Annotated in this window: 23 protein-coding genes; 8 read left to right on the top strand and 15 right to left on the bottom strand. The window is 64.8% G+C overall.

The window, feature by feature from the left end:
- Positions 1-8: 8 nt before the first annotated feature.
- The 3 genes from HBH1_RS07510 to HBH1_RS07500 all read left to right on the top strand — a co-directional run bounded on the left by HBH1_RS07510 (position 9) and on the right by HBH1_RS07500 (position 2,648).
- A complete protein-coding gene (locus tag HBH1_RS07510; protein WP_102662218.1) occupies positions 9-1,178 on the top strand; it encodes a c-type cytochrome in 1,170 nt (389 codons plus the stop codon).
- Between the two features lie 119 nt (positions 1,179-1,297).
- A complete protein-coding gene (locus HBH1_RS07505; RefSeq protein ID WP_102662217.1) occupies positions 1,298-2,158 on the top strand; it encodes an SDR family oxidoreductase in 861 nt (286 codons plus the stop codon).
- 130 nt (positions 2,159-2,288) lie between these two features.
- The gene (locus HBH1_RS07500; protein WP_102662216.1) at positions 2,289-2,648 is read left to right on the top strand and encodes a response regulator; all 360 of its coding nucleotides are present in this window, start codon (positions 2,289-2,291) and stop codon (positions 2,646-2,648) included.
- Here the strand turns inward: HBH1_RS07500 and HBH1_RS07495 are convergent.
- The 7 genes from HBH1_RS07495 to HBH1_RS07465 form a co-directional block, all read right to left on the bottom strand.
- A complete protein-coding gene (locus tag HBH1_RS07495; RefSeq protein WP_102662215.1) occupies positions 2,641-5,121 on the bottom strand; it encodes a hypothetical protein in 2,481 nt (826 codons plus the stop codon). The genes HBH1_RS07500 and HBH1_RS07495 overlap by 8 nt on opposite strands.
- Positions 5,121-6,380 (bottom strand): DUF3142 domain-containing protein, encoded by a 1,260-nt coding sequence (locus HBH1_RS07490; RefSeq protein WP_233207554.1) that lies wholly within the window; start codon positions 6,378-6,380, stop codon positions 5,121-5,123. The genes HBH1_RS07495 and HBH1_RS07490 overlap by 1 nt, the downstream gene beginning before the upstream one ends.
- A 120-nt stretch (positions 6,381-6,500) precedes the next feature.
- Positions 6,501-7,811 carry an MFS transporter gene (locus HBH1_RS07485; protein WP_102662214.1) on the bottom strand — a complete coding sequence of 437 codons (1,311 nt, stop codon included), beginning with the start codon at positions 7,809-7,811 and terminating at the stop codon, positions 6,501-6,503.
- Between the two features lie 420 nt (positions 7,812-8,231).
- Complete coding sequence (locus HBH1_RS07480; protein WP_102662213.1) at positions 8,232-8,942, bottom strand: response regulator transcription factor; 711 nt, start codon at positions 8,940-8,942, stop codon at positions 8,232-8,234.
- A 166-nt stretch (positions 8,943-9,108) separates the two neighbouring features.
- On the bottom strand, positions 9,109-9,519 hold the full coding sequence (locus HBH1_RS07475) for a response regulator (RefSeq protein WP_102662212.1): 411 nt from the start codon (positions 9,517-9,519) through the stop codon (positions 9,109-9,111).
- Between the two features lie 259 nt (positions 9,520-9,778).
- Positions 9,779-10,174, bottom strand: coding sequence for a response regulator (locus tag HBH1_RS07470; RefSeq protein ID WP_102662211.1), 396 nt, complete (start codon positions 10,172-10,174; stop codon positions 9,779-9,781).
- Between the two features lie 2 nt (positions 10,175-10,176).
- Complete coding sequence (locus HBH1_RS07465) at positions 10,177-11,652, bottom strand: ATPase domain-containing protein (RefSeq protein ID WP_102662210.1); 1,476 nt, start codon at positions 11,650-11,652, stop codon at positions 10,177-10,179.
- Positions 11,653-11,847: 195 nt separating this feature from the next.
- Here HBH1_RS07465 and HBH1_RS07460 point away from each other — a divergent pair, with 195 nt between their 5' ends.
- Positions 11,848-12,276, top strand: a complete 429-nt coding sequence (locus HBH1_RS07460; RefSeq protein WP_102662209.1) for a hypothetical protein — start codon at positions 11,848-11,850, stop codon at positions 12,274-12,276.
- Between the two features lie 17 nt (positions 12,277-12,293).
- On the opposite strand, the gene HBH1_RS07455 is transcribed toward HBH1_RS07460, so the two are convergent.
- From HBH1_RS07455 to HBH1_RS07430, 6 genes are all read right to left on the bottom strand, one after another.
- Positions 12,294-13,844, bottom strand: coding sequence for a methyl-accepting chemotaxis protein (locus HBH1_RS07455; RefSeq protein ID WP_102662208.1), 1,551 nt, complete (start codon positions 13,842-13,844; stop codon positions 12,294-12,296).
- 268 nt (positions 13,845-14,112) lie between these two features.
- Positions 14,113-15,510, bottom strand: coding sequence for an MFS transporter (locus tag HBH1_RS07450; protein WP_102662207.1), 1,398 nt, complete (start codon positions 15,508-15,510; stop codon positions 14,113-14,115).
- Positions 15,511-15,629: 119 nt separating this feature from the next.
- Positions 15,630-16,772 carry a porin gene (locus tag HBH1_RS07445; protein WP_102662206.1) on the bottom strand — a complete coding sequence of 381 codons (1,143 nt, stop codon included), beginning with the start codon at positions 16,770-16,772 and terminating at the stop codon, positions 15,630-15,632.
- A 312-nt stretch (positions 16,773-17,084) separates the two neighbouring features.
- Complete coding sequence (locus tag HBH1_RS07440) at positions 17,085-17,957, bottom strand: sugar phosphate isomerase/epimerase family protein (RefSeq protein WP_102662205.1); 873 nt, start codon at positions 17,955-17,957, stop codon at positions 17,085-17,087.
- On the bottom strand, positions 17,954-18,799 hold the full coding sequence (locus HBH1_RS07435) for a shikimate dehydrogenase family protein (protein WP_102662204.1): 846 nt from the start codon (positions 18,797-18,799) through the stop codon (positions 17,954-17,956). The genes HBH1_RS07440 and HBH1_RS07435 overlap by 4 nt, the downstream gene beginning before the upstream one ends.
- Before the next feature lie 4 nt (positions 18,800-18,803).
- A complete protein-coding gene (locus tag HBH1_RS07430; RefSeq protein WP_102662203.1) occupies positions 18,804-19,682 on the bottom strand; it encodes a 4-hydroxyphenylpyruvate dioxygenase in 879 nt (292 codons plus the stop codon).
- A 132-nt stretch (positions 19,683-19,814) separates the two neighbouring features.
- Between HBH1_RS07430 and HBH1_RS07425 the strand changes: the two genes are divergently transcribed.
- Together HBH1_RS07425 and HBH1_RS07420 are read left to right on the top strand one after the other, a co-directional pair.
- Positions 19,815-20,597: an IclR family transcriptional regulator domain-containing protein gene (locus HBH1_RS07425; RefSeq protein WP_102662202.1), complete on the top strand. Its 783-nt coding sequence runs from the start codon at positions 19,815-19,817 to the stop codon at positions 20,595-20,597.
- Positions 20,598-20,607: 10 nt separating this feature from the next.
- On the top strand, positions 20,608-21,408 hold the full coding sequence (locus HBH1_RS07420; RefSeq protein ID WP_102662201.1) for an IclR family transcriptional regulator domain-containing protein: 801 nt from the start codon (positions 20,608-20,610) through the stop codon (positions 21,406-21,408).
- An 18-nt stretch (positions 21,409-21,426) separates the two neighbouring features.
- Here the strand turns inward: HBH1_RS07420 and nfsB are convergent, their stop codons facing one another.
- Entirely contained in the window at positions 21,427-22,080 is a 654-nt protein-coding gene (nfsB, locus tag HBH1_RS07415; protein ID WP_077235459.1) for an oxygen-insensitive NAD(P)H nitroreductase, read from the bottom strand.
- On the opposite strand from nfsB, the gene HBH1_RS25075 reads away from it, so the two are divergent.
- Positions 22,079-22,225 (top strand): hypothetical protein, encoded by a 147-nt coding sequence (locus HBH1_RS25075; protein ID WP_158243282.1) that lies wholly within the window; start codon positions 22,079-22,081, stop codon positions 22,223-22,225. The two genes, nfsB and HBH1_RS25075, sit on opposite strands and share 2 nt — an antisense overlap.
- 45 nt (positions 22,226-22,270) lie before the next feature.
- Positions 22,271-23,176 (top strand): LysR family transcriptional regulator, encoded by a 906-nt coding sequence (locus HBH1_RS07410; RefSeq protein ID WP_102662200.1) that lies wholly within the window; start codon positions 22,271-22,273, stop codon positions 23,174-23,176.
- Between the two features lie 9 nt (positions 23,177-23,185).
- Here the strand turns inward: HBH1_RS07410 and HBH1_RS07405 are convergent, their stop codons facing one another.
- Positions 23,186-24,142 carry a DMT family transporter gene (locus HBH1_RS07405; protein WP_102662199.1) on the bottom strand — a complete coding sequence of 319 codons (957 nt, stop codon included), beginning with the start codon at positions 24,140-24,142 and terminating at the stop codon, positions 23,186-23,188.
- Positions 24,143-24,182: the final 40 nt, after the last annotated feature.

The following is a 24,182-nucleotide window of genomic DNA, read 5'->3' as shown; positions in this document are numbered from 1 at the left end:
ACACCGCGATGAGTCGCCTGCAGTTCGACTGGGACGCCTGCCTGAACCTCATGCTGCAAGCCATGCAGGGGCTGCAGCAAGGCTTGCTGCAAGTGCTCGCCTGGTTGCATCTGGCTCCGCAACTCGACGGCCAGCCCGCCTGGCCGTTTGCCCTGCGCCTGTCGGGCGAGGTGATGCTGATCGACCGCAGCGTGGCGCGTGCCTTGCTGCTGGCACTGGCCTGGCTGGGCGGGGCGCTGCTATTGCTGTGCCTGGCGCTGTTCTGGCGCCGTCGCCGCTGGCTGCTGTTGGCGCTGGCCGTCGTCCTGACCTGGTTTGCGCCCTGGCCCGATGCCAGCCTGATCACCACGGCAGCCACCCCGACCAGCTTCCAGAGCGCTCCCCATGCCTCTACGGCCGCCAGCATCGTGCGCGGCGAACAGCTCTATCGCAGCCAGTGCCTGGCCTGCCACGGTGCGGACGGACGCGGCAATACCCCGCTGGCATTGTCACTGCCGGTGGCACCGCCCAATCTGTCCAGCGGTCTGCTGTGGCGGCGTTTTGACGGCGATCTCTACTGGAGCCTGCGCCATGGAAAGGGGCAGATGCCGGGCTTTGCCGAGCGCACCAGCGTGGAAGAACGCTGGGCACTGATCGATTACATGAAAGCCAATGCTGCCGGCGTCGCCCTCCGCGACACCGGCAGCTGGCCGCGCCCGGTCGCCTTGCCCGACCTGGCCGTGGGCTGCCGGCGCTCAGCGGTGACCCACCTGCGCCAGTGGCAAGGGCAGCGCATCCGCCTGGTGGTGGGGGCCGCGGGCGCGAACGATGTTCCGGGCGAGGACCCACGGCTGCAATCGGTATTGCTGGGCGCAGCCACCGGCGGTTCCACCGGGGCGGTCGGTGCCATCGATTGCAGCAGCACCGACGCCAGCGCCCTGCGTGCCATTGCCATCGTCACCGGGATTGCCGAAGAACGCCTGCCCGGCACCGAACTGATCGCCGACCGGGATGGCTGGCTGCGCGCCCGCAGCAGCGGTGGCGCCTGGTCGCAAAGCGACATGCTGTGCCGCTCGCCCCTGGCTGGCGCAGCGACGCCGACCGGCGCGGGGCCAGCCGATGCCAGCGGCATCGACCAGTTGATCGCCGCCATGGACGCCGAACCGGTACGCTTCATCAAGGGCGGCTTCGTGCACTGAGCTCAGCTTCAGTGCTTCCGGCATCGGCGTCGGCCAGGGACCGGGCGCGGATCCCGGCGCGCACCTACATACCGCAGCATCCCACCCGCCTACCATGTGCGTTCAACATGGAGGTCCGCATGAGCGATAGCAAACCCGCAGGCATTCCTGCCCAACAGCAATCCCGGCAACCGGGTGACGAACAGCAGATGCAACCCCGCCCGCAAAGCGCACCGGCCGGCGAACCCGGACGAAGGCTGGCGGGAAAGGTGGCCCTGATCACCGGCGGCGACAGCGGTATCGGACGCGCCGTCGCCCTGGCCTATGCGCGGGAAGGGGCCAAGCTGGCCATCGTCTATCTGGATGAGGAAGAAGACGCACGCCGGACCCAGCAGGATGTCCAGGCACTGGATGCGCCCTGCCTGCTGCTGCCCGGCGACGTCGGGTCGCCCGAGTTCTGCCGCCGTGCCGTGCGTTCGGTGATGGATGCCTATGGCCGTCTGGATGTGCTGGTCAACAATGCGGCCCAGCAGTATCCGGCCGACAGCATCGAGCAGATCTCGCCTGAGCAGCTGGAGCATACCTTCCGCACCAACATTTTCTCGATGTTCTACATGGTCAAGGAAGCCATGCCCTTCCTCACCCGGGGCGCGCGCATCATCAATACCACTTCGGTGACGGCCTATCGTGGCAGCAAGCATCTGGTGGACTATGCCGCCACCAAGGGCGCGATCGTGGCCTTCACGCGCTCGCTGTCGCAGCAGCTGGCGCCCGCCGGCATCCACGTCAACGCCGTGGCCCCGGGGCCGATCTGGACCCCGCTGATCCCCTCCAGCTTCAGTGCGGAAGAAGTCGCCAGCTTCGGCAAGAACGTGCCACTGGGCCGCCCCGGGCAGCCGGACGAAGTGGCGCCGGCGTACGTGTTCCTGGCCACCGAAGGCGCTTCGTACATGACCGGGCAGGTGCTGCATCCCAACGGGGGCGAGATCGTCAATACCTGAGCCTGTCGCTGCGGGGATCGCTGTGAGAGAGCGTGAGGATGGGTGAGATGGCCTCAGGAAAACCCCGATGGCGACAGTGTTGCCATCGGGGCATGATGAGCTTGTCCAACGACCATCGCGAGAGCCCCTCATGCACAAGACCGCCCTGATCGCCACTTCCCAACCCGAAGTCAGCCGCGCGCTGACCGAGTGGCTGGCCATCAACGACATCGATATCCAGATCGCCGGCAGCGGCAACGATGCCATCGAGCACATCGCCCTGGACCGGCCCGACTTGGTGCTGGCCCAGCTGGCCATGGAAGGCATGAGCGGCCTGCGCCTGGCGCACTACCTCAAGGCACAGGACACGCTGGCCGATGTGCCGGTGATCCTGCTCTGCCGCGATGAGCGGGAGATGGATCTGGTGAAGGGACAATGGCCTGCCTTCCTGTGCGCGGGGCCGCTGAATCCAGCCCTCATTTCCGAACTCAAGCGCGAACTGGTCAACTAATTCCTGTTTCCGCACTTCCGGCGCGGCGGCGGCGACGCCACTGCGCCACGCTCCATCCACCACCGACCACGATGACCAGCAACAGCGCCGCGCTGAGCGCGCGATGCTGGCTCACCCACTGCCGTGTACTGCGCCAGGCCTGTTGATACGGGAAGCGCGCCGCTGCGGCAAAGTCCGGTTCTGCGCAGTGTTGCCCAAAGTCCGCCGAGAACGGCACGGCCGCACCCTGCCGCACATAGCGAAGATAAAGCTGCTTGGCACGCGGCGGGTCGTAATACACGAAATTCACACCCTGGCACAGCACCGCCGCGAAGGCTTGCGAGCGCGGCGGCAGTTCGTCGGCCGCCTTCATGGCGTAGCCCGCTGCGATGTCGCGGTAGTGGAAGCGCTTGTAGGGCTTGGCTTCACTGGCGGCATAGCGCTGGCGCTCACCCTCGGTCACCAGCGGCCCGGGCAGGTCGGCCTGGGCTCGTGACTGGGGCGTGGTCGGAAGCGGTCTGTTCTCGTCGCCATACGGGGCTGCACCACGTCCGGCGCCCCAGGGGTAGCTGCCGCCATAGACGGCGAAGTCCGGTCCCTGTTCGTATCCCATGATCTCCATGCCCTGACGCCGCGCAATCACGGCCGCCTCGTACCAGCCCTGGGCGCGACTGTTGGCGCGCCAGGCATGCTGCCCGCGCTCCAGCGCCTGGCCATAGTCGCGTGCCTTGGCGCGTACCCGCCAGGTCACCGGCAGTTCCTTGCCGTTGTCGTCGAAGCTGCTGTCGACGAAACGCTCATCGCGTTCATCGGGGAAGTAGGCCAGTGATGCTTCCACCCTGCCCTCGCGCACCAGACGGCGCGCCAACAGTTGGCGCAGACGGTCTTCCACCGTGACCGCCGACAAGCCCACCGCGACCCAGCGCAGGGACTGCCGGCCGGGTTCCTGCTGCGCCGCTGCCTTGGCGACCGCTTCCGGTGCCGGCATGGGCGAAGCCGGGGCGTGGGCATCCACATAGGTCTTCAATTCGTCGGTGGTCAGCACCCGTTCTGCGACGTAGGCCAGGTCGTTGTAATAGTCAATGTAGGCGGCGAATCCGTTGCCGCCGGCCTGGGCGGTCTGGCGGGCGGCGCGGTGGAATTGCGCCAGCGCTTCCACGTACTGCCCGCGTGAGAGCGTCAGCACGCCCTGCTCGCCGACCAGCAGATTGGCATTGCCCGGTTCCACGCTGGCATCGTTGCGCGGGAATCCCTGCGCGGCACGCGCATAGGCCTGCGCTGCGCCGTCGTTGTCGCCCTGGCGCAGCGCCAGCTTGGCGCGTACCCACCAGGCCAACGCCGACTCCTGCCGGCCGGCCAGCGAGGCCGCGAGGTCATACCGACCGGTGCGATAGGCCAGGGCAGCCACGCGATCGGCCCCGGCGATCTTTTCCAGACCACGCCGGCGCAGGGCATCGACCAGGTTCACCAGCACCGGATTGGGCTGGATGCGGCTGCCGCGGGCGGCATCGGCATAACCGGAGGAGCCGCTACCGGCTGCGCCCGGGTCGTAGTCACTACCGGCCATCTGCGGGCCTTCGCTGACATCGCCCACGCGCGCCAGCGCATAGGCCACCAGCAGCTTCTGGGCGACCGCATCATCGATGAGGGCCATGGTAATCGCCGGGCGCGCCAGGCTCCACGCGGCCAGCGCCTGCAGCGAGGAGGGCGCGCTATAGGAGCCGCGCGCAGCCTGCTCCGCGTACAACCGGATGGCCTGCTTCAAATCGGCCGGCGGGATGCTCTCGCCACAGTCGCGGCCCTCGTTGAAATCGGACCAGTTGCAGGCGCCCGCCGCGCCGACCAGCAACAGCCTCGCCTGTTCGCCATAACTGGCCACCGCCAGCCCCAGCGGATCGGGCGCGCCCGCTGCCGCCAGGGTGCGGGCCTTGTCGAAACTGGCGATGGCCTGTGCCCGCTGGCCTTGCGTGGCATGCAGGCGACCCAGCATGTAGGCCGCCCACACGGCACGCTCGCTGGCCTGCGCCGGCGGCAAGGCCAGCACGGCCTCGAAGCGCTGGCGTGCCGGTTCCAGTGCGTTGTGACGGAAATCCTGGGCGCCGGCAGTGTAGAGCCGGATCGCTGGCGGCAGCGCAGCACCGGCGGCATAGGCGGCCTCACCATCGGAGGCGGCGCGCATGGCCTGCAGCGCGGCCCATTGCGTGGCGTCCAGCTGGCCCTTCTCCAGCATGCGCAGCGAACGCGGATCATCGGGACTGCCACTGGCCTGCTCATAGCCACTGCCCTCGTCGGCCTGCAGCCGGTCGGTCGCAGTCACCAGATGAGCGGTCTCCCAGGTGAAGGAATTGGCGGGGGTGTTGCGCAGGCTGCCGGCGCGGTCGTCCAGCAGCTGCAGCGGGAAGTCCGGGCCACAGGCCACTACCGTGGCCGCGCCCAGGACCAGCAGTCCGCTCAGTGCGCAGGCAACGCGGACGGCCGGGTTGCTTCGTTTCATCAGGATCCCATTTCCAGTGTGATATCCGGGGCGGCCGCATCGTCGCAGCGCAACCACCCGATGGTGCGACTGGCACCGGCGCGTAGCAGGCCAGCCTGGCTCAGGCGCAGGTAACGTCCCTGCGCATCGTTTTCCAGCGTGTAGCCATTGATGCCGTCAGCGGTGCAGGTGTTCCCGACCGGTCCGGCCGGTGACGGATATCCCTGGCGCACCCGTATGCGCAGCGGCAAGGGGGCGTCGGCATTGCCGGCATTGTCCAGGCGGATGTCGCGTGCAGGCTGGCCGGGCTGGGCGGCCACCAGTTGCACCGCCAGGCCCTCCTGGAGCGGCTTGCGCTGCAGGACGGCGATCCAGGTCGACAGGCTCCAGGCGCGACGATCGTCCCCGGTCGGCAGGCGGAACCAGACGATGCCGGCCAGGCCCGCCGGTGGCGCTTTTTCCAACTGCGTGACGAAGCGCGCCATGGTGCGTGGCTCGGCCATGAGCTCCTGCGCCACGCCACCGACCAGCAGCGCCGACTCGCTCTCGACGGCGGCGATCCTGCCCTGCCCGTTCCAGACCACCCGCGATCCATAGGCCGGCAAGGCCACGTGCCAGGGGCGACGGGTGCGCTGGGCATATTGCTGCATCCAGTCCTGGGCGCGCTCGGCATCGAACAGGCCCAGGCGCGGGTCCTGCACGGCGTGCACCTGCAATGTGGATGCGTCAGCAACAGCCAGCAGATCGGCCAGGCGCGGGCTGGCCAGCCAGGTGGGCAAGGCGGTCACGGTCAGGTCCAGCGGGGCGATGCGCGTCTTGAGGCTGCGCAGGAAGGCGGTGTATTCGGGCAGGCGTGCGGTGGCGCAGTCATAGTCGATTTCCAGCGCGGCCGGCTGCAATCCGCGCTGGCGCCAGGCGTCGACCAGTTCCAGCAGATGGGTCTGGATGGCGGCACCATCGAAGCGCGCCAACTGGCCATTGATGCGCACCGTCATCAGCAGCGGCCGACCGGTACCGGCCAGCAGTGCGGCGTCGGGCTGGATGTCGATCCAGCCACCGGAGGCGCCCAGCTCGGCGGCCAGCACATGCCAGCGCGCCACATGGGCATTGGAGGCCGACAGGGCGTTGCGCAGCGCGGGCGTCCACTGGCGCTGCCAGACATAGACATCCTGGGCCAGCCCGACCTCGGCGGCGGGCTGGCGTGAACAGGAGGCCAGCAGCACGGCCAGCACGAGCAAGAGAAGGGAGCGCCAGCCGGCGCAACGGGGCAAAGGGGGCATGGTCGACGGATCGGGGACGGCCAACGGTGCCGGCATTGTACGCGAGCCATCCACAAAAACGACCAGGCCCGGTGCCTTGCGGTCACCGGGCCTGGTGGCGTCAGGATGTCGAAGTGCGGATCAGGCGCGGTAGCCCTTGCTGCTCATCGGCACGAAGGCCAGCAGCACGCCCAGGATGGACAGACCGATCACGTACAACGCCGGACCTTGCGGGTCAGCCTTGATCCACAGCGAGATCAGCACCGGGGTCAGGCCACCGAAGATGGCATAGGCCATGTTGTAGGCGAAAGACAGGCCGGTGAAGCGCACCGCCGGCGGGAAGGCGCGGGTCGAGACGATCGGGGTCAGCGAGATGCTGCCCACGAACAGGCCCACCAGCGCATAGCCCCAGATCAGCGACTCGGGCGAGCCCGGCAGCTGGCCGTAGAACCACCAGGTGGACAAGCCCAGGCCACCCCAGCCGATGATCATGCTGGCGCGGGTGCCGATGCGGTCGCACAGCCAGCCGATGGCCAGGCAGCCGATGGTCAGCATCAGGGTACCGGCGCAGTTGGCCTGCATCACCGGCTTGGCTGGCAGGTGATGCACGGTCTGCAGGTAGGACGGGGTCATCAGGATCACCACCACCACGGCACCCGACAGGCACCAGGTCATGCCGGCGGTCAGCATGCTGGCGGCGCGGTGCTCGCGCAGCACGGTCTTGAGCGGCAGTTCGGTGGATTGCTTGCGGCGCGCGGCCAGCTCGCGGAACACCGGCGTTTCTTCCAGGTAGCGACGCAGGTAGACCGACACCAGGCCGAACACGCCGCCCAGGATGAAGGGGATGCGCCAGGCGTAACCCGCCACCTCGGCCGGTGCATAGACGCTGTTGATGAAGATGCCCATCAGCGAACCCAGCAGGATGCCGCCGGTGATGCCGGCAGTCAGCGAGCCGACGCCGAAGCTGTAGCGGTTGGCCGGGACGTGCTCGGCCACGAACACCCAGGCGCCGGGCATCTCGCCGCCGATGGCCGCACCCTGCAGGGTGCGCATCAACAGCAGCAGGATGGGCGCGGCCACGCCGATGCTGGCATAGGTCGGCAACAGACCGATCACCAGCGTGGGCACGGCCATCAGGAAGATCGACAGCGTGAACATGCGCTTGCGGCCGATCACGTCGCCGTAGTGGGCGATGATGATGCCGCCCACCGGACGCGCCAGGTAGCCCGCAGCGAAGATGCCGAAGGTCTGCAGCATGCGCAGCCATTCCGGCATGTCGGCCGGGAAGAACAGCTTGCCGACGACGGCGGCAAAGAACACATAGATGACGAAGTCGTAGAACTCCAGCGTGCCGCCCAGGGCCGACAGGCCCAGGGTGCGATAGTCGGAGGAAGTGAGAGGGCGATGCTGGGACTCGTTCAAGGCCCCGGTAAATTCAGCGGAAGTGGTCATGATGGTTCACTAACGGCAAAGCAGACATCCGGCGCGACTGCGCCGCTGCACGATGTGCATGGGAATGGCGCAGCGGGCCGGATGGCCTGCTTCATCTTTTCGGTCGGGTGGCCGCAGACGGCATGTCTGCGCAGGACAGATTCAGCAAAAAACGTAGAGTAGAGATATACGATTTAGCGTCGAAACTGACTTAATGATACCCGAAAGCGGCAAAACTTTCGCGGCGCAGCATTTCTTGCCGTGACTGGAAAGCTGCGCAGCATCAGCGGCGGTGGCACGTTGGGAGTACTGCAGAAGGCAAAAAGCCCGCATTGCAATATATTCGCAATGCGAGCTTCTAATATGAACGTACTAGCAGGCAGTTCGCCCGCAAAAGCAGGTGGTACCGGCACTGTTGCGAGCCGGCCACCGATAGGCAGGTCAGGATTCCAGCACGATATCGACCGACGAACTGCGACGCAGCATCAGGAAGCCTTCGCCGTAGATGTTGCGGATCTGCATGGGCGACTCCGGCAACGAGCGCAATTTCTGCCGCACACGGTAGATCAGTGCGTCGATGCGGTGGGCGTCGTACTCTTCGCCACCGGAGCGCAGCAGGTCGAACAGCTGGCCATGCGACACCGGATAATTCGGACTCTGCAGCAGAGCCGCCAGGGCGGTGCTCTCCTTGTCGGTGAATTGCAGGGCCACCGCCCCATTGCGGGAGAGGCGCCCCGAGCGGCGATGGAAGGCCCAGGTCTCCGACTGCGGCGAACTCTGGTGCGGCGCCGTCTTCATGCGGCGCGCCAGGGCCGTCAGGGTGGCCGAGACTTCGTCCAGCTTGACCGGCTTGGCCAGGGTATAGTCGGCGCCGTCGCTCATGCAGCGCACCCGTTCTTCGCTGCGGCTGGCAGCGGTCAAAACGATGATGCCCATGGACGGGAAATGCTGGCGCAGCGAAGCCAGTTCGGGCATCAGGCTACCGTCAGGCAGACCGACGTCGGATAACAGGATGTCGGGCTGGCGGCTCCTGAGGATATCCCGCGCCTGTCCCAATGCGGAACAGACCGAGATTTCATACCCCAACTCCCCCACATGCGCGTTCAGCGAATTGCGCCACTCGAGATCGCTTTCAACAATTAATACTTTCATACTCTAGCGTTCCGGATGAAAACTGTTTTTATGACTTCCGGAGCATCCCCCGCGTACTGTTCCGTACGTGCATCCGGGCCCACCTGCAGGCAGGGAGATGCTTTCCATAATCACAACGTTATACAGAAAATATCTGCGCATAAAATCATAAAAACTCGCAGACCCCTCAGCCCTGAAAACTCCGCTGCGCCTGGCTTTGCGCGCTTTGGCGCAGTAGCCCGGTGACGGTTCCCAGGAGGTGGTCGACCGAGCAAGGCTTGAGAAGAAAGGCAGCAATGGTGGGAATGCGGGCACTGGCCGCAGGCAGGTGCGCGCTGATCAATACCACCGGGATATGGCCATAGCGCTCATGCGACTTGATATAGCGCGCCAGCTCCATGCCATCCATGCGCGGCATGCGCAGATCGGTCAGCACCAGCGCCGGCGTGGCGGCCTGCATCATGGCGATGGCGTCCACCCCGTCGGCCGCCGCCATGACCGTCAATCCCCCTTGGCGCAGCAGTTCGCACAGCATTTCGCGCGAGTCTGCATGGTCTTCGACGACCAGTACGGTCGTTTGCTTGTCGCTGTTTGCCACAACATCCCTCCTGTCATTCATCCCGTACACGATGTCACGGTGACTTGTTGTGACTGATGGTGATGGTTGGCGAAGAATCGGGATATCAGGAAATTCCTGAAACTCTCGACAACATTGCCGCCTGGCCATGCGCACAATACGACGAGGCGCTCCCTGCATGGCCTTCACGCAGGGGGAAAACGTCGATGTCAGGGAGAGCAAAAGCGTGGCCGACCCGCGCCCGGCCAAGCTCGGCCGTAGGACGGGCAGCCCGAGGGGATCAGGGAGAGGAAGGCAGCAGGCGCTGGATTTCTTCCAGCAGGCGGTCGAAGAAGACGGGCTTGCGCAGGAACAGGTTGTGACTGGATTGCGACAGATCGTGACGCTCCGGCGCCCCGCTGCACAGGATGACCGGCAAGCTCTGTCCGCCAGGCAAGGCGCGCAGCGCGGCGCACAGCTCCAGCCCATTCATGACCGGCATCATGCAATCCGAGATGACCAGATCTGGCCATTCCTGCTGCGCCTTGACCAGCGCATCGGCGCCATGCTGAGCGGTCACCACCCGGTATCCATGCAGCTCCAGCAGCATGGAATAGGTATCGGTGATATCGATCTCATCGTCGACGATCAACAGTAGCGGCAATGCCGCCGTTGGTGCAGATGACACGCCGGACATGGTCAACGTCCATCCGCAACCGGCGCGGTAGAGGGGGAGACCAGGCCATCGATCTCAATGCCGGCATCCGAAATGTTCATCAGCCGGCTGGCGCCGTCATAGCCGTTTTCGCGCAGTTTCATCACTGAAATCTGGCGACGGCTGACATCGTGCTGGACCACGTACTCCAGCAACATCATGTTTTCATACAGCTGCGAGGAGCTGGGGTCGACCTGGGGCCGTGATTCGCGGAAATACGGCAGTTGCTCGGTGATGAAGGTGGTCACGCCCCGCGCCCGCAGTTCGTTGGTCAGCGCCACCAGGAAGGGCCGTACGCGCTGCTGCTGCACCACGATGCTGCGCAGGCCGTCGACGCCATCGATCAGCAGGCGCGTCACGCCACGACTGGAGATGTTGTCCAGCATGCGCTTGGCCAGGTCGTCGCACAGCATTTCCAGCGGCAGCTGCCACATCATCTGCAGGGCACCGCTCTCGATATGCTGTTCCATGGGCATGCCGGCCTTGCGGGCCTTGGCCAGCAGACGCTCGGGGGATTCGTAGAAACCCAGGATCAGGCACTGCTGGTCATCCTTCAATCCCTGCTCGATGAAATGCAGGCCCATCAGGGTCTTGCCCACCCCGGGGCTGCCCAGCAGGCAGGTCAGGGAACCACTGACCACGCCACCGCCGATGCACTTGTCCCAGGAAGGGATGCCCACGCTGACATAGCGGTCCGAGGTGCCCGGGACCTTGCCGGCGCGGGTGGCGGTGGCCTCGAAGCGGGGGAAGATCTCGACCCCGCTCTGGTTGATTTCGAACACATGCTTGCCCAGCAGGTGATTGGCGCCGCGCAGCTTGAACACCTTGATCTCGCGCACCAGCTGCATGCCCGACTCGTGCTGGCTCAGCTCGATGACACCGTCCACCAGGGTGTTCTCGGACTCGGGCATGTTGCCCTCCACCGGGGAAAGCAGGATGGTGGTGCAATTCATGGCGAAGACCAGGGCATTGAGCGAATGCATGAATTCCGAGAGATTCAGGTCCGACGGCCCCGAATCGCGCACCGAGCGGAAGCCGTCGATGATCAGCATGGCCGGACGATGACGATTCAGTTCGGCACTGATCAGCCGCAACAGGCCACGCAAGCCCTCGCTGGCCAGCGCGCCATAGCCGCTGAGCATCTGCATCTGCTCGCCGACCAGGCTCTCATCGAAGAAATCAAAATTGCTCACATGATTGAGCATCTTGGCGTGCGATTCGGCAATGAGCGTCAACAGCATCACCTTGCTGCCGCCGCGCGCCTGGGCAAAGCCCACCTGCGAGGCCAGCGTGGTCTTGCCGCTGCCGGCCAGCCCCTGGATCAGATACAGGCTACCCGCTGGCAGACCGCCACCCAGGATCTCGTCAAACCCGGCAATCCCCGTACTGATCAGGGGGATGCGGCTGGGCCGATGGGTCCGGACGGGGGCGGATGGATGGGGCTGCTGGTGATCGCTCATGTGGATGGATGCTCGAATTTTTTATTGTGCGAAGGATTAATGAGTTTTCACGCATTATACGTTCGCCCACGATATGACTAAGGTTGTCATACAGCCCAAAAGTTGCACCTTTGGGCAGGTAAACTTCCTGACATCGGCTTCAGCGGGACGATTGGCCGCCGATAATACCGGAATCGAATTCCTGGCGAGACGATCATGCAGATTGCAAGAACAACAACCACGGCAAGCACGACAAACACTGGGGAGCTCGCATTACCGGCGGCCGCCGATCAGGCAGCGGCCAGCGACGCCGCGCAAGACAGCGTGGCACCCAATGCCGCCTCGACGGTGGTCAAGCTGTCCGGGGAGGCCAGGCAGCGCCTGGCCGAGGAATTGCAGAGCAGCCTCACCGACCGCATCGGGACAGACACGTCTTCGGCCCAGATGACCGCCAGACAGCGCAAGCTGATGGAAAAGCTGCTCAGGCGCACTGCGCTGCTGGAGATGGATGTCTTCAGTGAGATGCGCGAGAAAGTGAAGGCCCAGCTGCAAAGGAAAATGCCTCTGCCGCCCGCGCAACGGCAGACGGCCGACGATCAGCTGCGACAGCAACAGCAGGACGCCAGACCACCCGGCCCGGCCTGAGCTGCCAGACGGCAGGCTCAGCGCAGCTTGAACACGCTGACCGTGGATGCCAGCCTGGCGGCTTGCTCCTGCATGGATTGCGCGGCTGCGGCGGCCTGCTCCACCAGCGCCGCGTTCTGCTGGGTCACTTCGTCCATCTGGGCCACCGCGCGGTTGATCTCGTCAATGCCCACGCTCTGCTCGTTGCTGGCGGCGGAGATTTCCGAGACCACGTCGGTCACCCGCTTGACGCTTTCCACCACTTCCGACATGGTGGCCCCGGCCTGACGCACCAGCGAGGTACCGGCACCGACCTTGCTGACCGAGTCGTCGATCAGTTGCTTGATTTCCTTGGCAGCCGAGGCCGAACGCTGCGCCAGCGATCGCACTTCCGACGCCACCACCGCAAAACCACGGCCCTGCTCACCGGCCCGGGCCGCCTCCACCGCCGCATTCAAGGCCAGGATATTGGTCTGGAAGGCGATGCCATCGATGACGCTGATGATTTCAACAATGCGGTTGGAGGCCTCATCGATGGCCTGCATGGTTTCCACCACCTGGCCCACCACACTGCCGCCCCGCACCGCCACACCGGAGGCCGCCATGGCCAGTTCATTGGCCTGACGGGCGTTGTCGGTATTCTGCTTGACGGTCGAGGTCAATTCTTCCAGTGCCGATGCTGTCTCTTCGAGGGCGGTCGCCTGTTGCTCGGTACGGTGCGACAGATCGAGGTTGCCGGTGGCGATCTCGGTGGAGGCCGTGGCGATGCTGTCGGTACCGTTGCGCACCTCACCCACCACCTGGCGCAGACCCTCGTTCATGGTCTGCAGCGCCCCCATCAGCTGCCCCGTCTCATCCCGGTTCTGCACGGCGATTTTCGCCGCCAGGTCACCGGCAGCCACGCGGCGGGCGATCTCCACCGCCTCCTGCATCGGCCGGGCGATGATGCGCCCCATGTACAGGGCCAGCCCCATGCCGATGGCCAGGGCCGCGATCAGCAAACCCAGAACGCCCACCTGCGACTTGCCGAAGGTGTCGTCAGCCCCGGCGGTGGCGGCATCACCGCCGTCCTGGTTGATCTTGATGAGCTTCTCCAGGTCACCCAGGATTTGCGGATAGAGCTTGTTGGAATAGCCCAGGAAGAGGTCACGCCCCTCACTGTTGTTCTTGGCCAGGAAAGCGGCCACGATCTTCTTGTGCTCGCCCAGGAATTCGGCGATCTGGGCCGCGACCCGAGGATAGATTTCGCGCTCCTGGGGGGTGTCCAGGCTGGCCTGGTAGTCCTTCATGGTCTTGTCCAGCCCGGTCAGGATGGCCTGACTGCGCGAAATCAGGCCATTCATGGCCTCCACATCGCCATCGTAGATGGCCAGCTGCGACTCGGTGCCCCGCAGGCGCACGAAGTACAGCTTGATGTCGCCCAGCTTCTTCTGCGCAGGCATCCAGTCACGCGAGATTTCCGAGGACGCGTTCTTGACCTTGGCCAGCTGGCTGATCGAGAAGACACCCAGGATCGCCATGAGCAGCAGTACCGCCAGGAATGCCAGCTGCAGTTTCTTGGCAATCTTCAGATTCTTGAACCATCCCATCATCATTGCATCCCTCGGTCGAAAACAATCAGGTGACGTCCTCTAGTGGAAATACGTCTTCCATAGCGTACCGCCTGCGATTTTACGAAGGGGATTATCACGACTATGGCGTGCATTCAATTGCGGAAAGAGAAGGTATTTTCCCTTGCACGACAGCTCCTGGCGCAGCGCCAATGCTGCGCCGATGACCGCATATGAACGAAAAAAAACGCTGTTCCCGTCAGGAAACAGCGTTTTCATTAACGCAACTGCCAACCACCGACGCCGCTTACGACTTGGCGTAGCGTCCCTCCAGTTCCGACTGGGCGCGCAGGCGATCGTACTCGTTGCGTGGCAGCGGCTGGGCATCGGCCTCGCCCAGCTTGTCCAGCGGAATACGATAGGTCTCGCGCGCCGACCATGCCGCCAGGGCTGCCACCACCGTGATGCCGAAGGCAATGCAGCCGACCGTGAGCCAGATGTTGTTCGATCCCGGTGGTGCCACGGCGGTAAACAGGGCCGGTAGCATGGCGGTGATCGCGGTCCCCACGTTCTGGGCAATCGCCATGGCCGAGACGCGCGCACGGGCCGGGAACAGTTCCGGATAGAAGCTGGGGAAGACCGCGTTATATCCCTGGTACACCACACCCCACATCAGGATCGACATGACGAAGGCAAGCTGGACATTGCGGATGCTGATCGCATACAGGTAGGCAAAGGCGAACAGGCCGGCCAGCAGCGAGCCGACGATGATCGGCGGACGACGGCCGATGCGGTCCGACAGCTTGCCCACATAGGGGATCACCAGCACCGCCACGATGTTGCCCACCACGGGAATCCACAAATAGACGTCCTTGGCGAAACCGATGCCATAGGCCGGCTGGACCGCATAGGCCGCGCCGAAGATGGTGGCCACCACCGGAATCACGTTCATCAACGCCATGCAGACCACGCGCAGCATGTTGGGCGTGCAATCGCGGAAGGCCTCCACCACCGGTGAACGACGCTTGGCCTGCTGCTGGTCGGCGGCCTTGAAGACCGGCGTTTCCTCGACTGTGCGACGGATGATCCAGCCGGCAATGATGACCAGGAAACTCAACAGGAAGGGAATGCGCCAGCCCCAGACATTGAACTGCTCGGCCGGCATGTAGTGCGCCAGCGGCAGGAAGACCGCGGCCGCCAGGATCTGCCCGGCCTGCACCCCCTGCAGGGTGAAGCTGGAGTAATAGCCGCGTCGCCCGAAGGGCGAGTGCTCCAGGATCATGGAACTGGCGCCGGAAATCTCGCCGGCCACCGCAAAGCCCTGCGCCAGCCGCATGATCACCAGCAGCGCCGGCGCCCACAGACCGACCTGGTCATAGGTGGGCAACAGGCCGACCCCGATGGTGGAAAACCCCATCAGGAACATGCACCACAGCAGCACGTTCTTGCGGCCATGGGTATCGCCCAGGTGGCCGAGCACGAAGGCGCCGATCGGACGCGCCACGTAGCCCACGCCATAGGTCGCCAGCGAGGCGATGATGGCGGTAGTGGGGTCGCCCTTGGGGAAAAACAGTTGCGGGAAGATCAGCGAAGCCGCCGTCGCGTAGATGAAGAAATCGTAGTACTCCAGCGCCGAGCCGATCCAGCCGCTGGCGGCGGCTTTCTTGCTCTGCTGGGTAGGGTCGTTGGTATGTGAGGATTGCATGGTGTCTCCGTCTGGTGATGTCAGGGCCTGTCACCACCCAGGCTGCGCGAGCGCAGATTATAGGGGCAGGCCCCTGGCAAGCCGTCCTCGGTGGAGCGGGCCGGCTCGCCGGGATGGTGTCAGAAGCGATGCAGGATGCCCATCTGCAGGCCGACCAGGCTCTTGCCATTGATATCGGCCCCGGCCAGGTTGCTGCCCGGCCCGGCCGACCCGCTGAAGCGCCAGCCGGCATTGGACTGGTTCTTCATGTAGTTGGCGAATCCGTACAGGGTGGTGCGTTTGGAAAGGTCGTAGTAGGCACCGACGTTGCCACCCTGCGCGCCGCCCTGCTGGTGCGAGGTATCAACCATCACGCCATACAGGGCGCCGATGCGTAGTTGCGGGGTCAATCGATAATCCGCCGAGACCTGGTAGACGTTATAGAAACGCTGGATGTTCGGATCATTGCCGGCGAAGAAGTTATTGGGATTGCTGACGTTGTTGAGAATGGTGGCCGCATTGTTGCCGTTGGCATTGGCGGTCGTGTTGTTGCTGCGAACGTAGGCCAGGTAGAGCTTGCCGGCGCCATAGTCGTAGTCCGCATAGACATTGTGGTATTGCACCGCGTTGTCGTAGCGACCGCCGGTATTGGGTTTTGCCAGCAGGCCGGCATACCCCGCGCGGTAAGGACCGTTGGTGTAATCCACGCCAAACTGATAGACGCCGCGCCGTCCCAGGCCCTCGCCGGCGGTCTCCGGCATGGCGTAGTGGATGTCGAACTGGAAGCCGGCCCAGCGCGGCGACTTCCAGGACAGGTCATTGTCGAAGCGCGAAGGCACGCCAAAGGTATTGATGATGGAACCGTAGGTGGTGCGCTCGGTATAGTCGATGGCGCCCCCGATGAAGAAGGGCACGCTGTTCTGGCGACCGATGCGCAACTCGCCGGCCTCGGGGGTCTTGATGCCGACCCAGGACTGACGGTCGAACAGGCGGTTGCTGTCGGCCAGCCCGCCGGTATCGCCGGCAAAACCATTTTCCAGCGTGAAGGTGGCTGCATAGCCGCCCCCCAGGTCTTCGCTCCCCTTGATGCCGATGCGACTGCGCAGGATCGCGCCGTCGTTGAGCGCCCACAGGCTCTTGCCACTGCTGCTGCGCATGTAGCCCAGGTACTGGTCAACGGTGCCGTAGAGGGTGACGTTGCTGGCGCTCTGTGCCAGCGCGCCTCCCGACGCAGCCAGCAGCAAGCCCATGGCGACGGGTGTCCGCAAGGTTCTGATATTCATGTCTCGGTAATCTCTGTTGTCGTTGTGGTGGGTAGAACAGCCCTGGTTGCGGGCGCAGGCATCCCCTGCCGACGCCGGGGCGACATGCGCGATACAAGAAGGGGAATCGGACCGTGCCGGCGCGCCGGCAGGGGCTCAGGATGAAGGGCGCTGCGTTGTCATGTCGTCTCCTCTAGGGTGTGGATGTGGCCGTCGTGCGGACCGACATCGGAAAACCTGCCCGCTCTTGTATTTGTGTTGGGCGAGCTGGCCTGCATCTATGTGCGTCTGTGCGCATCTGTGTGCGTCTATCGTTGGCCGATCCGGCCAGCCTCATGCGACCAGCGCTTCGCGCACGCGCAAGCCGCGCCGCAGAACCTGATCGGTGACCCACTTGGCCGAACGGTGTGCGCGTCCCGCCACCACCGCCGGCGACATCTGCAGGTAATCATCGTTGAACACTTCGAAGCTGTAATCGCCGCGATAACCGCCGCGATGCAGGCGCCGCACCATGTCCGACAGTTCGGCCGAGTGCTCGCCCTCGCCGGGGAACACCCGCAGGTGGCGCGCCGTCTCCAGCCGTTCCTCGGGACTGCGGATGTCGCGCCACATGAAGTCCGACAATTGCACCATCACGATACGGCGACCGGGAATGGCATCCAGGTCCTCCAGCGCGCCGCGATTGGCGAGGATGTGGAAGGAATCGATGACTACGCCGAGGTTGGCGTGATCGGCCATCTCCACCACTTCCCAGGCCTGCATGTACTGGTTGATGTGGCGGCCCCAGGACAGCGCCTCGAACCCCACGCGTATGCCCAGTGGTACCGCCAGGTTGGCCAGCTTGGCCAGGTCACGCGCGATGTGGCCAGTGTCGCCGCTGGCGTGCTGCGAGGTCGAGGAACACACCAGCAACAGTGGCGCACCGACTGCCTTGCAGATCTGCAGCAAGTTCTTGGCCACGTCCACCTTGTAGTCATGCAGCGTTCCCTGCAAGCCCTCATAGTCGCGCATCACCTGGATGCCGGTGACGCGCACGCCACTGTCGCGCACCAGCTTCACGGCCGCCTCCAGCCCGCCGGGATAACCGACCAGGTCCCGGGACCAGAGCATGATCTGCGTGAAGCCGGCCGCGCTCGACGCCTGCAGCTTGGACTCCAGCCCACCCGGCAAGGTAATGGTATCCATGCCGAAATTGTCGAGATTCATAAAGCCTCCAGATGACGGAAGTCGTCGGACGAAACATCCGGCCAGCCAAACAGTTCGAGATACAGCGGCGCCTGCTCGATCAACATCTCCTTGCCCTTCTGGATGCGGCAGCCCTTGGCCCGGGCCTGCACCAGCAACTGGCTCATCTCGATCTTCATGCCGCAATCGGCGACGACCGCCTGCGGGCTCACGCCCTCCAGCGCAAACGGCATGGGGTCGCCGGCATGCATGCCCAGCGGGGTGCAGTTCACCAGCAGGTCCATGCCGCTGGCGTCCGGCTGGGCGAAGCGCACCCGGGTCGCGGGATAGGCCGCCTCGACCCGTGCCAGCAGGGCCTCGGCGCCCGCCCGGTTGGTATCGAAGACGCTGATCTCGGCGACTCCCTGGGCGGCCAGCGAGGCCACGATGGCGCAACCGACGCCACCGGTCCCCACCACCAGCGCCCGCGTCCGGTTCCACTGCAGTGGTCGTTCGGCCGTCGTGCGGGCCAGGGCGCGGATGAAGCCTTCGCCATCGATCAGGTCGCCCCAGACCACGCCCTCGGCATCCCGATAGACGGCATTGCAGGCGCCGGCCACGCGCGCGCGCAGCGTGGCCTGCTCGACCGCCTCCAGCGTCATCGGCTTGTGCGGGATGGAGACGAAGATACCGCCCACATTGGCCGTCTTCATGAACATGCGCACCGCCTCGCAGTAGCGCTCCGGTTCGATCTTGAAGGGAATGACCCGGGCATCCAGGTCGTGGCGCTTGAAATAGGCGTTGAACAGCGTCGGCGCCTTCACCTGTTCCACCGGCCAGCCGATGACAGGGAAGATACGGGTGGTGCCTGTGATTTCCTTCATGATCCTAGTTCTGTTCTTTCCGGCTGCGCACCAGTTCGAAACTGACGCCGCCCTTGTAGAGCTGGGTGAGCGCACCGCGCTCGCTGATCTGGGTGGGCGCGCGATCGACGAAGACCACGCCACGTTCCTGCAATTGCCGCACCGCCTGCGGCACGTCCGGCGTACCCAGGCCCAGGCGCAGCAATTCCTCTTCCCACTGGATATCCTCGGTGCCCTCCGGGGGCTCGACCAACTGGATGTAGAACTGGCGGCAAGGGCTGGCCAGCAGCGTCCCCTTGGGCAGGATGCCGAAGAACTGCCCTTCCGGCAGCACCGTGAACCCCATCAGGGTGGAGTAGAAGTCGATCCACTCACGGGTACGCTCCGGCCGCACCGCCTGCACCACGCCGAAGAAATGCAGCCCGGCCAGTGCGGTGGTCTTGCGCCGCTCCTGGCTGGAGGGCTTGAAGTCCACGTCATAGATGGAGAAATCGCGATAGCGATCGACGAAATAGAGGATGGTGTCGCCGCAGCCATGGACGCCGGGGATGTTCAGTTCCATCGCCCCGGCCCGGGTCGGGATGGCCCAGGCCCCCAGTTCGGTGACGCGCCGATAGGCCTCGTTGGCGTCACGCACCCGCAGCGCGATGGCGCTCAGGTTGGTAGCCTGCACCTCGTGATCGAAGCCGGACCAGGCCGACACGTCGGCATTGACGATCACGTTCATCTCGCCCTGCGAATACAGCACCACTTCGCGCGAGCGATGCCGCCCGACCTGCTCGAACCCCATGCGCTCCAGCACGGCGCCCAGCGCCAGCGGCTCGGTGGTGGCGTATTCGATGAACTCGATGCCATCGATGCCAAGCGCATTGGTGGGGACAGGATTGTTTTCTATGGTGTTCATCTTGATCCCGATGATTTGTCTCGGAGCCGAGTATAGCCAAGCACCACCCCCACAGACAGCCCGATTTGGCGTCAAACGTGCGATAATCGCGCAACTTGTTCGCCAATCACTCATTTTCGGATTTTTTTTACGATGATCGACCCAAACCCGGTGGACCTGGACATCCAGAAGCGTGATCTGATCGAGGGATTGATGAAGGGATTCGATGTCATCACCGCCTTCACCAGCGACGCCCCCCAACTGAGCGCCAGCGAAGTGGCCGAGCGTGTCGGCCTGACCCGCAGCGCGGCCCGCCGCTACCTGCTCACGCTGGTACACACCGGCATGGCGGCCTCGGACGGCAAGAAGTTCTGGCTCATGCCGCGTCTGCTGAACCTGGGGCAGTCCTATCTGGAATCGGCGCGGGTGCCGCGCGCGGTGGTGCCGTTCCTGCAGCGGCTGACGCAGCAGTTGCAGGAATCGACCAATTTTTCGCTGCTCGATGGCGACGAGATCGTCTATGTGACCCGGGTCACGGCGGCCCAGCTGGTCAATGCCGGCTTTGAACCGGGTACCCGCCTGCCGGCCTATACCACCACCGCCGGCCGGGTGCTGCTGGGTACGCGTGAGGATGCGGAAATCCAGGCCTATCTGGAGCGCATCACCCTGATCCCGCACACCCATATGGCCGTCACCGACAAGGCCGCGCTGTTCCAGGAGATCGTCACCATGCGCAAGCAGGGCTATGGCATCACGGAAAACCAGTTCGAGATGGGCATGCGCGGTATCGCCATCCCGGTCAAGAACCGCAATGGTCGCGTGATCGGCGCCCTCAGCGTGACCTCCAACCTGGCCGCCTGCTCGCGCGAGGATGCCATCGCACGCGGGGTTCCGGCGCTGCAGACCACGGCCAATACGCTGATGATGTGGGTGTGAGGAAGACCCGATGACTGCGCCTGATCAACCCGCATCGATGGACGCCGCTCCGGGCGGCCTGTCGCGCCGCGACTGGATCGCCGGGCTGGAAAAGGGATTGCTGATACTGGAAGCGTTCGACTACGACAACCAGCGCATGACCTCGGCCCAGGTGGCTGCCCGCACCGGGCTGTCGCGCACGGCGGCGCGCCGCTATCTGCTGACCCTGGAACATCTCGGCTACCTGCACAGTGAAGGCAAGACCTTCGCGCTGACGCCACGGGTGCTCAAGGTGGGCTGGTCGTATTTCGATTCGGCGCCGCTGCCACGCATCCTGCAGCCGCACCTGCAGCAGATCACCGGCCACACCGGCGAAGCCGTCTATGCCAGCGTGCTCGATGACTGGGAACTGGTCTTCATCGCCCGCAACGGCGCCACCCGCGTCATGACCACCGGCTTCGTGCTGGGCGCACGGGTGCCGGCGCAACTGGCTTCGCCGGGTATCGTGATGCTGGGTGCGCTACCGGAAGAGCAGGTGCGGGCCTGGCTGGCCACCTGCGCGATGACGCCCTTCACCCCGCATACCATCACCGACCCAGGGCGCCTGTACGAACTCATCGCCCAGGCCCGGGAGCTCGGTTATGCGGTGGTCGAGCAGCAATTGCAGACCGGCGTGCGCGGCATCGCGGTGCCGCTGAAGAACCGCCATGCCAGGGTGATCGGCGCCCTGAGCCTGAGCATCCCGATGGCCGCCGAAAGCCGCGAACAGGCACTGGAGCGCATCCTGCCCGCCCTGCAGCAGGCTGCCAATACCCTGATCAACCAGGTCTGAGGATCAGGGCGAGACGGCTCAGAGTTCGGTGAAGACCGTCTCCGCTGCCAGGCGCGACTTCGGCAGCTTGGCGTTGAAATCGTCGGCACCGCTATAGCCCAGGCCAACCAGGACCACGCTGGTGAAGCCCTGCGCGTGCAGGCCGAGTTCCTCGTCCAGCACCTTGGCATTGAAGCCTTCCATCGGCACCGCATCCACTTCCAGTTCGGCCGCGCCCAGCAGCAGCGTGCCCAGGGCCAGATAGACCTGCTTCTCCATCCAGTGCTGGGCATCCTTCAATTCATAGCGATGCAGGTTGCTGTACGACAGGCGCGAGCCGCGCTGGCCGGCGCGTGCCTCGTCATTGACGAAGCGGCCATCGGCCTGTTCCTTTTCCAGCAAGGCCTCCAGGTGCGTCTCGCTGATGGCGGTGCGGGCACACAGCACCAGTACGTGGGAGGCATTGAGGATCTTGGGCAGGTTGTACGGATAACCGGCCTCGGCCGCCTTGCCGATACGCGCCTTGGCCGCATCGGTCGACGCCAATACGAAATGCCAGGGCTGGGAGTTCACCGACGACGGTGCCAGGCGCAGCAGTTCGCGCAGTTCGGCGATGATGGTCTCGGGGATCTTGCGGCTGGGATCGAAGGCCTTGGTGGAATGGCGCTTGCGGGCGGCGTGGAGCAGGCTCATGGGATTTCCTTGCGTGAATGGGTTGGCGATGGTGTTGAACAATGCGGGGGCATGCCAGTGGGACGGCTGCTTGCATGACATCATCGGGCAGGAAGCGCTTTCAAAAAAGTACGGCGCGGCAAAAACATTTTCAAAAAAAAATTGAAAGTAAAATAGCCGCCTGATCTCACCTCTGCCTTGACGCCCACCCATGATCCGCCTGGACGACCTCGCCATCTTCGTCTGCGCTGCCGACAACGGCAGCCTCTCCGCCGCTGCCCGCCAGCATGACGTCACGCCTGCTGTGGCCAGCGCCGCCATGAAGCGGCTGGAAGCCGAACTGGGCGCGCGTCTGCTGGCCCGCTCCACGCGCAGCCTGCGCCTCACCTCCGATGGCGAACGCTACCTGCAATACGCCCGCAATGCCCTGGCCGAAGTCAACGCCGGGCGCGACGCGGTGGCCCATGGCCGGCGCATGGTGGGTGGCAATCTCTCGCTATCGGTGCCCTCCGATTTCGGCCGCAACCTGATGTGTCGCTGGCTCGACGAATTCCAGGCCCAGCATCCGGCGGTCAGCCTGCAGGTACGCATCAGCGACCGCGTGGCCGACATGTTCCGGCAACCGGTAGAGGTGGCCATCCGCTACAGCCCGCCTGACGATTCCAGCCTGGTCGCCCTGTCGCTGGCCCCGGAAAACCGGCGCGTGCTGTGCGCCTCGCCGGACTATCTGGCACGCCATGGACGCCCGCGCACGCCGGCTGACCTGCGCCAGCACAATTGCCTGCGCTACCTGCTGTCGGACATGCTGCATTCGCAGTGGACCTTCTTCAAGGACGGCACACCAATCCAGGTGCAGGTCAGCGGCGACCGCGTCTGCGACGATGGCGAGCTGGTCCACCGCTGGGCGGTCGATGGCCGTGGCCTGGCCTACAAGTCGCGCCTGGACGTGCTGGCCGATCTGCGCAGCGGCAAGCTGGAAGCGGTGATGGAAGATTATCTGGGCGAACCCTCACCACTGGATCTGGTGTGTACCCATCGCATGAGCCTGTCACCGACGGTACGGGCCCTGCGCGAACTGCTCGGCGAGCGCATCGCGCGTTATCTCGCCGACCGCTGAAGTCGAGCTTCAGCCCTTGATGGCCAGGCGGCGCCAACCCATGGCCGGGAGCGCCGGCAGCAACAGGCCCAGGCACAGCAGGCCCATGCCCAGCAACAGATCGGGGGAGAGACGTTCCCCGAAGATGAGCGACGACAGCGTCAGGCCCACCACCGGCACGCCCAGCATGCACACCGACACCGTCACCGGCGACAGGCGCTGGGTCATCTGCAATACGATCAGGAAGGTCAGCGCGGTGGCCAGCGGACCGGTATAGGCGATCACGCCCCAGGAGTGCGGGTCGGCCAGGAAGGTCGGCGCACCATCGACCAGCGTCGCCAGCACGCACAGCGGCACGGCCGCCACCAGCGTCTGCCAGGGCAGCAGGTCGAAGTCCAGCTTCACGCCCGGGGTCAGCTTGATCTGCAGGATGTTCATGGCCCACGACAGCGAGGCCGCGCCCAGCATCAGGTAGCCGATCATGCTGTGCAGGTCCGCATGCAGCAGCGCCGGCAGCACGATCACGGCAATCCCCACATAGCTGCAGACGGTGGCCAGCGATTGCCGGCCGTTCAGTTTGTGCTTCAACACCAGCGCGGCGCCCGGCACCACCCAGATCGACGTGGCATAGGCGATCAGCGAAGCACGGCCCGGCATGACGAAATGCAAGGCGCCGGTCACCAGTGCCGTGAACAAGCCCATCTGCAGCACCCCCACCCCGATCACCACCGGCCACTCCTGGCGAGTGGGCAGGCGCAGCTTGCCGATGACGGCAGCAATTGCGAAGCTGAGCAACGCCGCCGACAGGAAACGGCTGGCCGCAAACCACAGCGGCGGAATGAACTGGCTGCCGAACTTCATCACCGGCCAGTTACCGCCCCAGATGCAGATCGCCAGTACCACGCAGACCAGGAACAGGCGGCTCATGGCCGGTTGCCGGGCAGCTGCGGATCGGGTGGCATGGGGGGTGGCAATGGCGGTGGACATCTCGGACTCCAGGTAGGCAACAGGAGCGCCACCCTGCCCG

Origin of the sequence: Herbaspirillum sp. BH-1, from assembly GCF_002870055.1 — a bacterium.
Taxonomy (GTDB): domain Bacteria; phylum Pseudomonadota; class Gammaproteobacteria; order Burkholderiales; family Burkholderiaceae_D; genus Herbaspirillum; species Herbaspirillum frisingense.
Note: the sequence above shows the minus strand (reverse complement) of the source record. Positions and strands in the feature narration are given on the sequence as shown.

Excerpts from the sequence above, each read along its gene's own strand:
- HBH1_RS07510 (WP_102662218.1), top strand. The coding sequence starts at position 9 with ATGAGTCGCCTGCAGTTCGACTGGGACGCCTGCCTGAACCTCATGCTG.
- HBH1_RS07505 (WP_102662217.1), top strand. The coding sequence starts at position 1,298 with ATGAGCGATAGCAAACCCGCAGGCATTCCTGCCCAACAGCAATCCCGG.
- HBH1_RS07500 (WP_102662216.1), top strand. The coding sequence starts at position 2,289 with ATGCACAAGACCGCCCTGATCGCCACTTCCCAACCCGAAGTCAGCCGC.
- HBH1_RS07495 (WP_102662215.1), bottom strand. The coding sequence starts at position 5,121 with ATGAAACGAAGCAACCCGGCCGTCCGCGTTGCCTGCGCACTGAGCGGA.
- HBH1_RS07490 (WP_233207554.1), bottom strand. The coding sequence starts at position 6,380 with ATGCCCCCTTTGCCCCGTTGCGCCGGCTGGCGCTCCCTTCTCTTGCTC.
- HBH1_RS07485 (WP_102662214.1), bottom strand. The coding sequence starts at position 7,811 with ATGACCACTTCCGCTGAATTTACCGGGGCCTTGAACGAGTCCCAGCAT.
- HBH1_RS07480 (WP_102662213.1), bottom strand. The coding sequence starts at position 8,942 with ATGAAAGTATTAATTGTTGAAAGCGATCTCGAGTGGCGCAATTCGCTG.
- HBH1_RS07470 (WP_102662211.1), bottom strand. The coding sequence starts at position 10,174 with ATGTCCGGCGTGTCATCTGCACCAACGGCGGCATTGCCGCTACTGTTG.
- HBH1_RS07465 (WP_102662210.1), bottom strand. The coding sequence starts at position 11,652 with ATGAGCGATCACCAGCAGCCCCATCCATCCGCCCCCGTCCGGACCCAT.
- HBH1_RS07460 (WP_102662209.1), top strand. The coding sequence starts at position 11,848 with ATGCAGATTGCAAGAACAACAACCACGGCAAGCACGACAAACACTGGG.
- HBH1_RS07455 (WP_102662208.1), bottom strand. The coding sequence starts at position 13,844 with ATGGGATGGTTCAAGAATCTGAAGATTGCCAAGAAACTGCAGCTGGCA.
- HBH1_RS07450 (WP_102662207.1), bottom strand. The coding sequence starts at position 15,510 with ATGCAATCCTCACATACCAACGACCCTACCCAGCAGAGCAAGAAAGCC.
- HBH1_RS07445 (WP_102662206.1), bottom strand. The coding sequence starts at position 16,772 with ATGAATATCAGAACCTTGCGGACACCCGTCGCCATGGGCTTGCTGCTG.
- HBH1_RS07440 (WP_102662205.1), bottom strand. The coding sequence starts at position 17,957 with ATGAATCTCGACAATTTCGGCATGGATACCATTACCTTGCCGGGTGGG.
- HBH1_RS07435 (WP_102662204.1), bottom strand. The coding sequence starts at position 18,799 with ATGAAGGAAATCACAGGCACCACCCGTATCTTCCCTGTCATCGGCTGG.
- HBH1_RS07430 (WP_102662203.1), bottom strand. The coding sequence starts at position 19,682 with ATGAACACCATAGAAAACAATCCTGTCCCCACCAATGCGCTTGGCATC.
- HBH1_RS07425 (WP_102662202.1), top strand. The coding sequence starts at position 19,815 with ATGATCGACCCAAACCCGGTGGACCTGGACATCCAGAAGCGTGATCTG.
- HBH1_RS07420 (WP_102662201.1), top strand. The coding sequence starts at position 20,608 with ATGACTGCGCCTGATCAACCCGCATCGATGGACGCCGCTCCGGGCGGC.
- HBH1_RS25075 (WP_158243282.1), top strand. The coding sequence starts at position 22,079 with ATGGGATTTCCTTGCGTGAATGGGTTGGCGATGGTGTTGAACAATGCG.
- nfsB (WP_077235459.1), bottom strand. The coding sequence starts at position 22,080 with ATGAGCCTGCTCCACGCCGCCCGCAAGCGCCATTCCACCAAGGCCTTC.
- HBH1_RS07410 (WP_102662200.1), top strand. The coding sequence starts at position 22,271 with ATGATCCGCCTGGACGACCTCGCCATCTTCGTCTGCGCTGCCGACAAC.
- HBH1_RS07405 (WP_102662199.1), bottom strand. The coding sequence starts at position 24,142 with ATGTCCACCGCCATTGCCACCCCCCATGCCACCCGATCCGCAGCTGCC.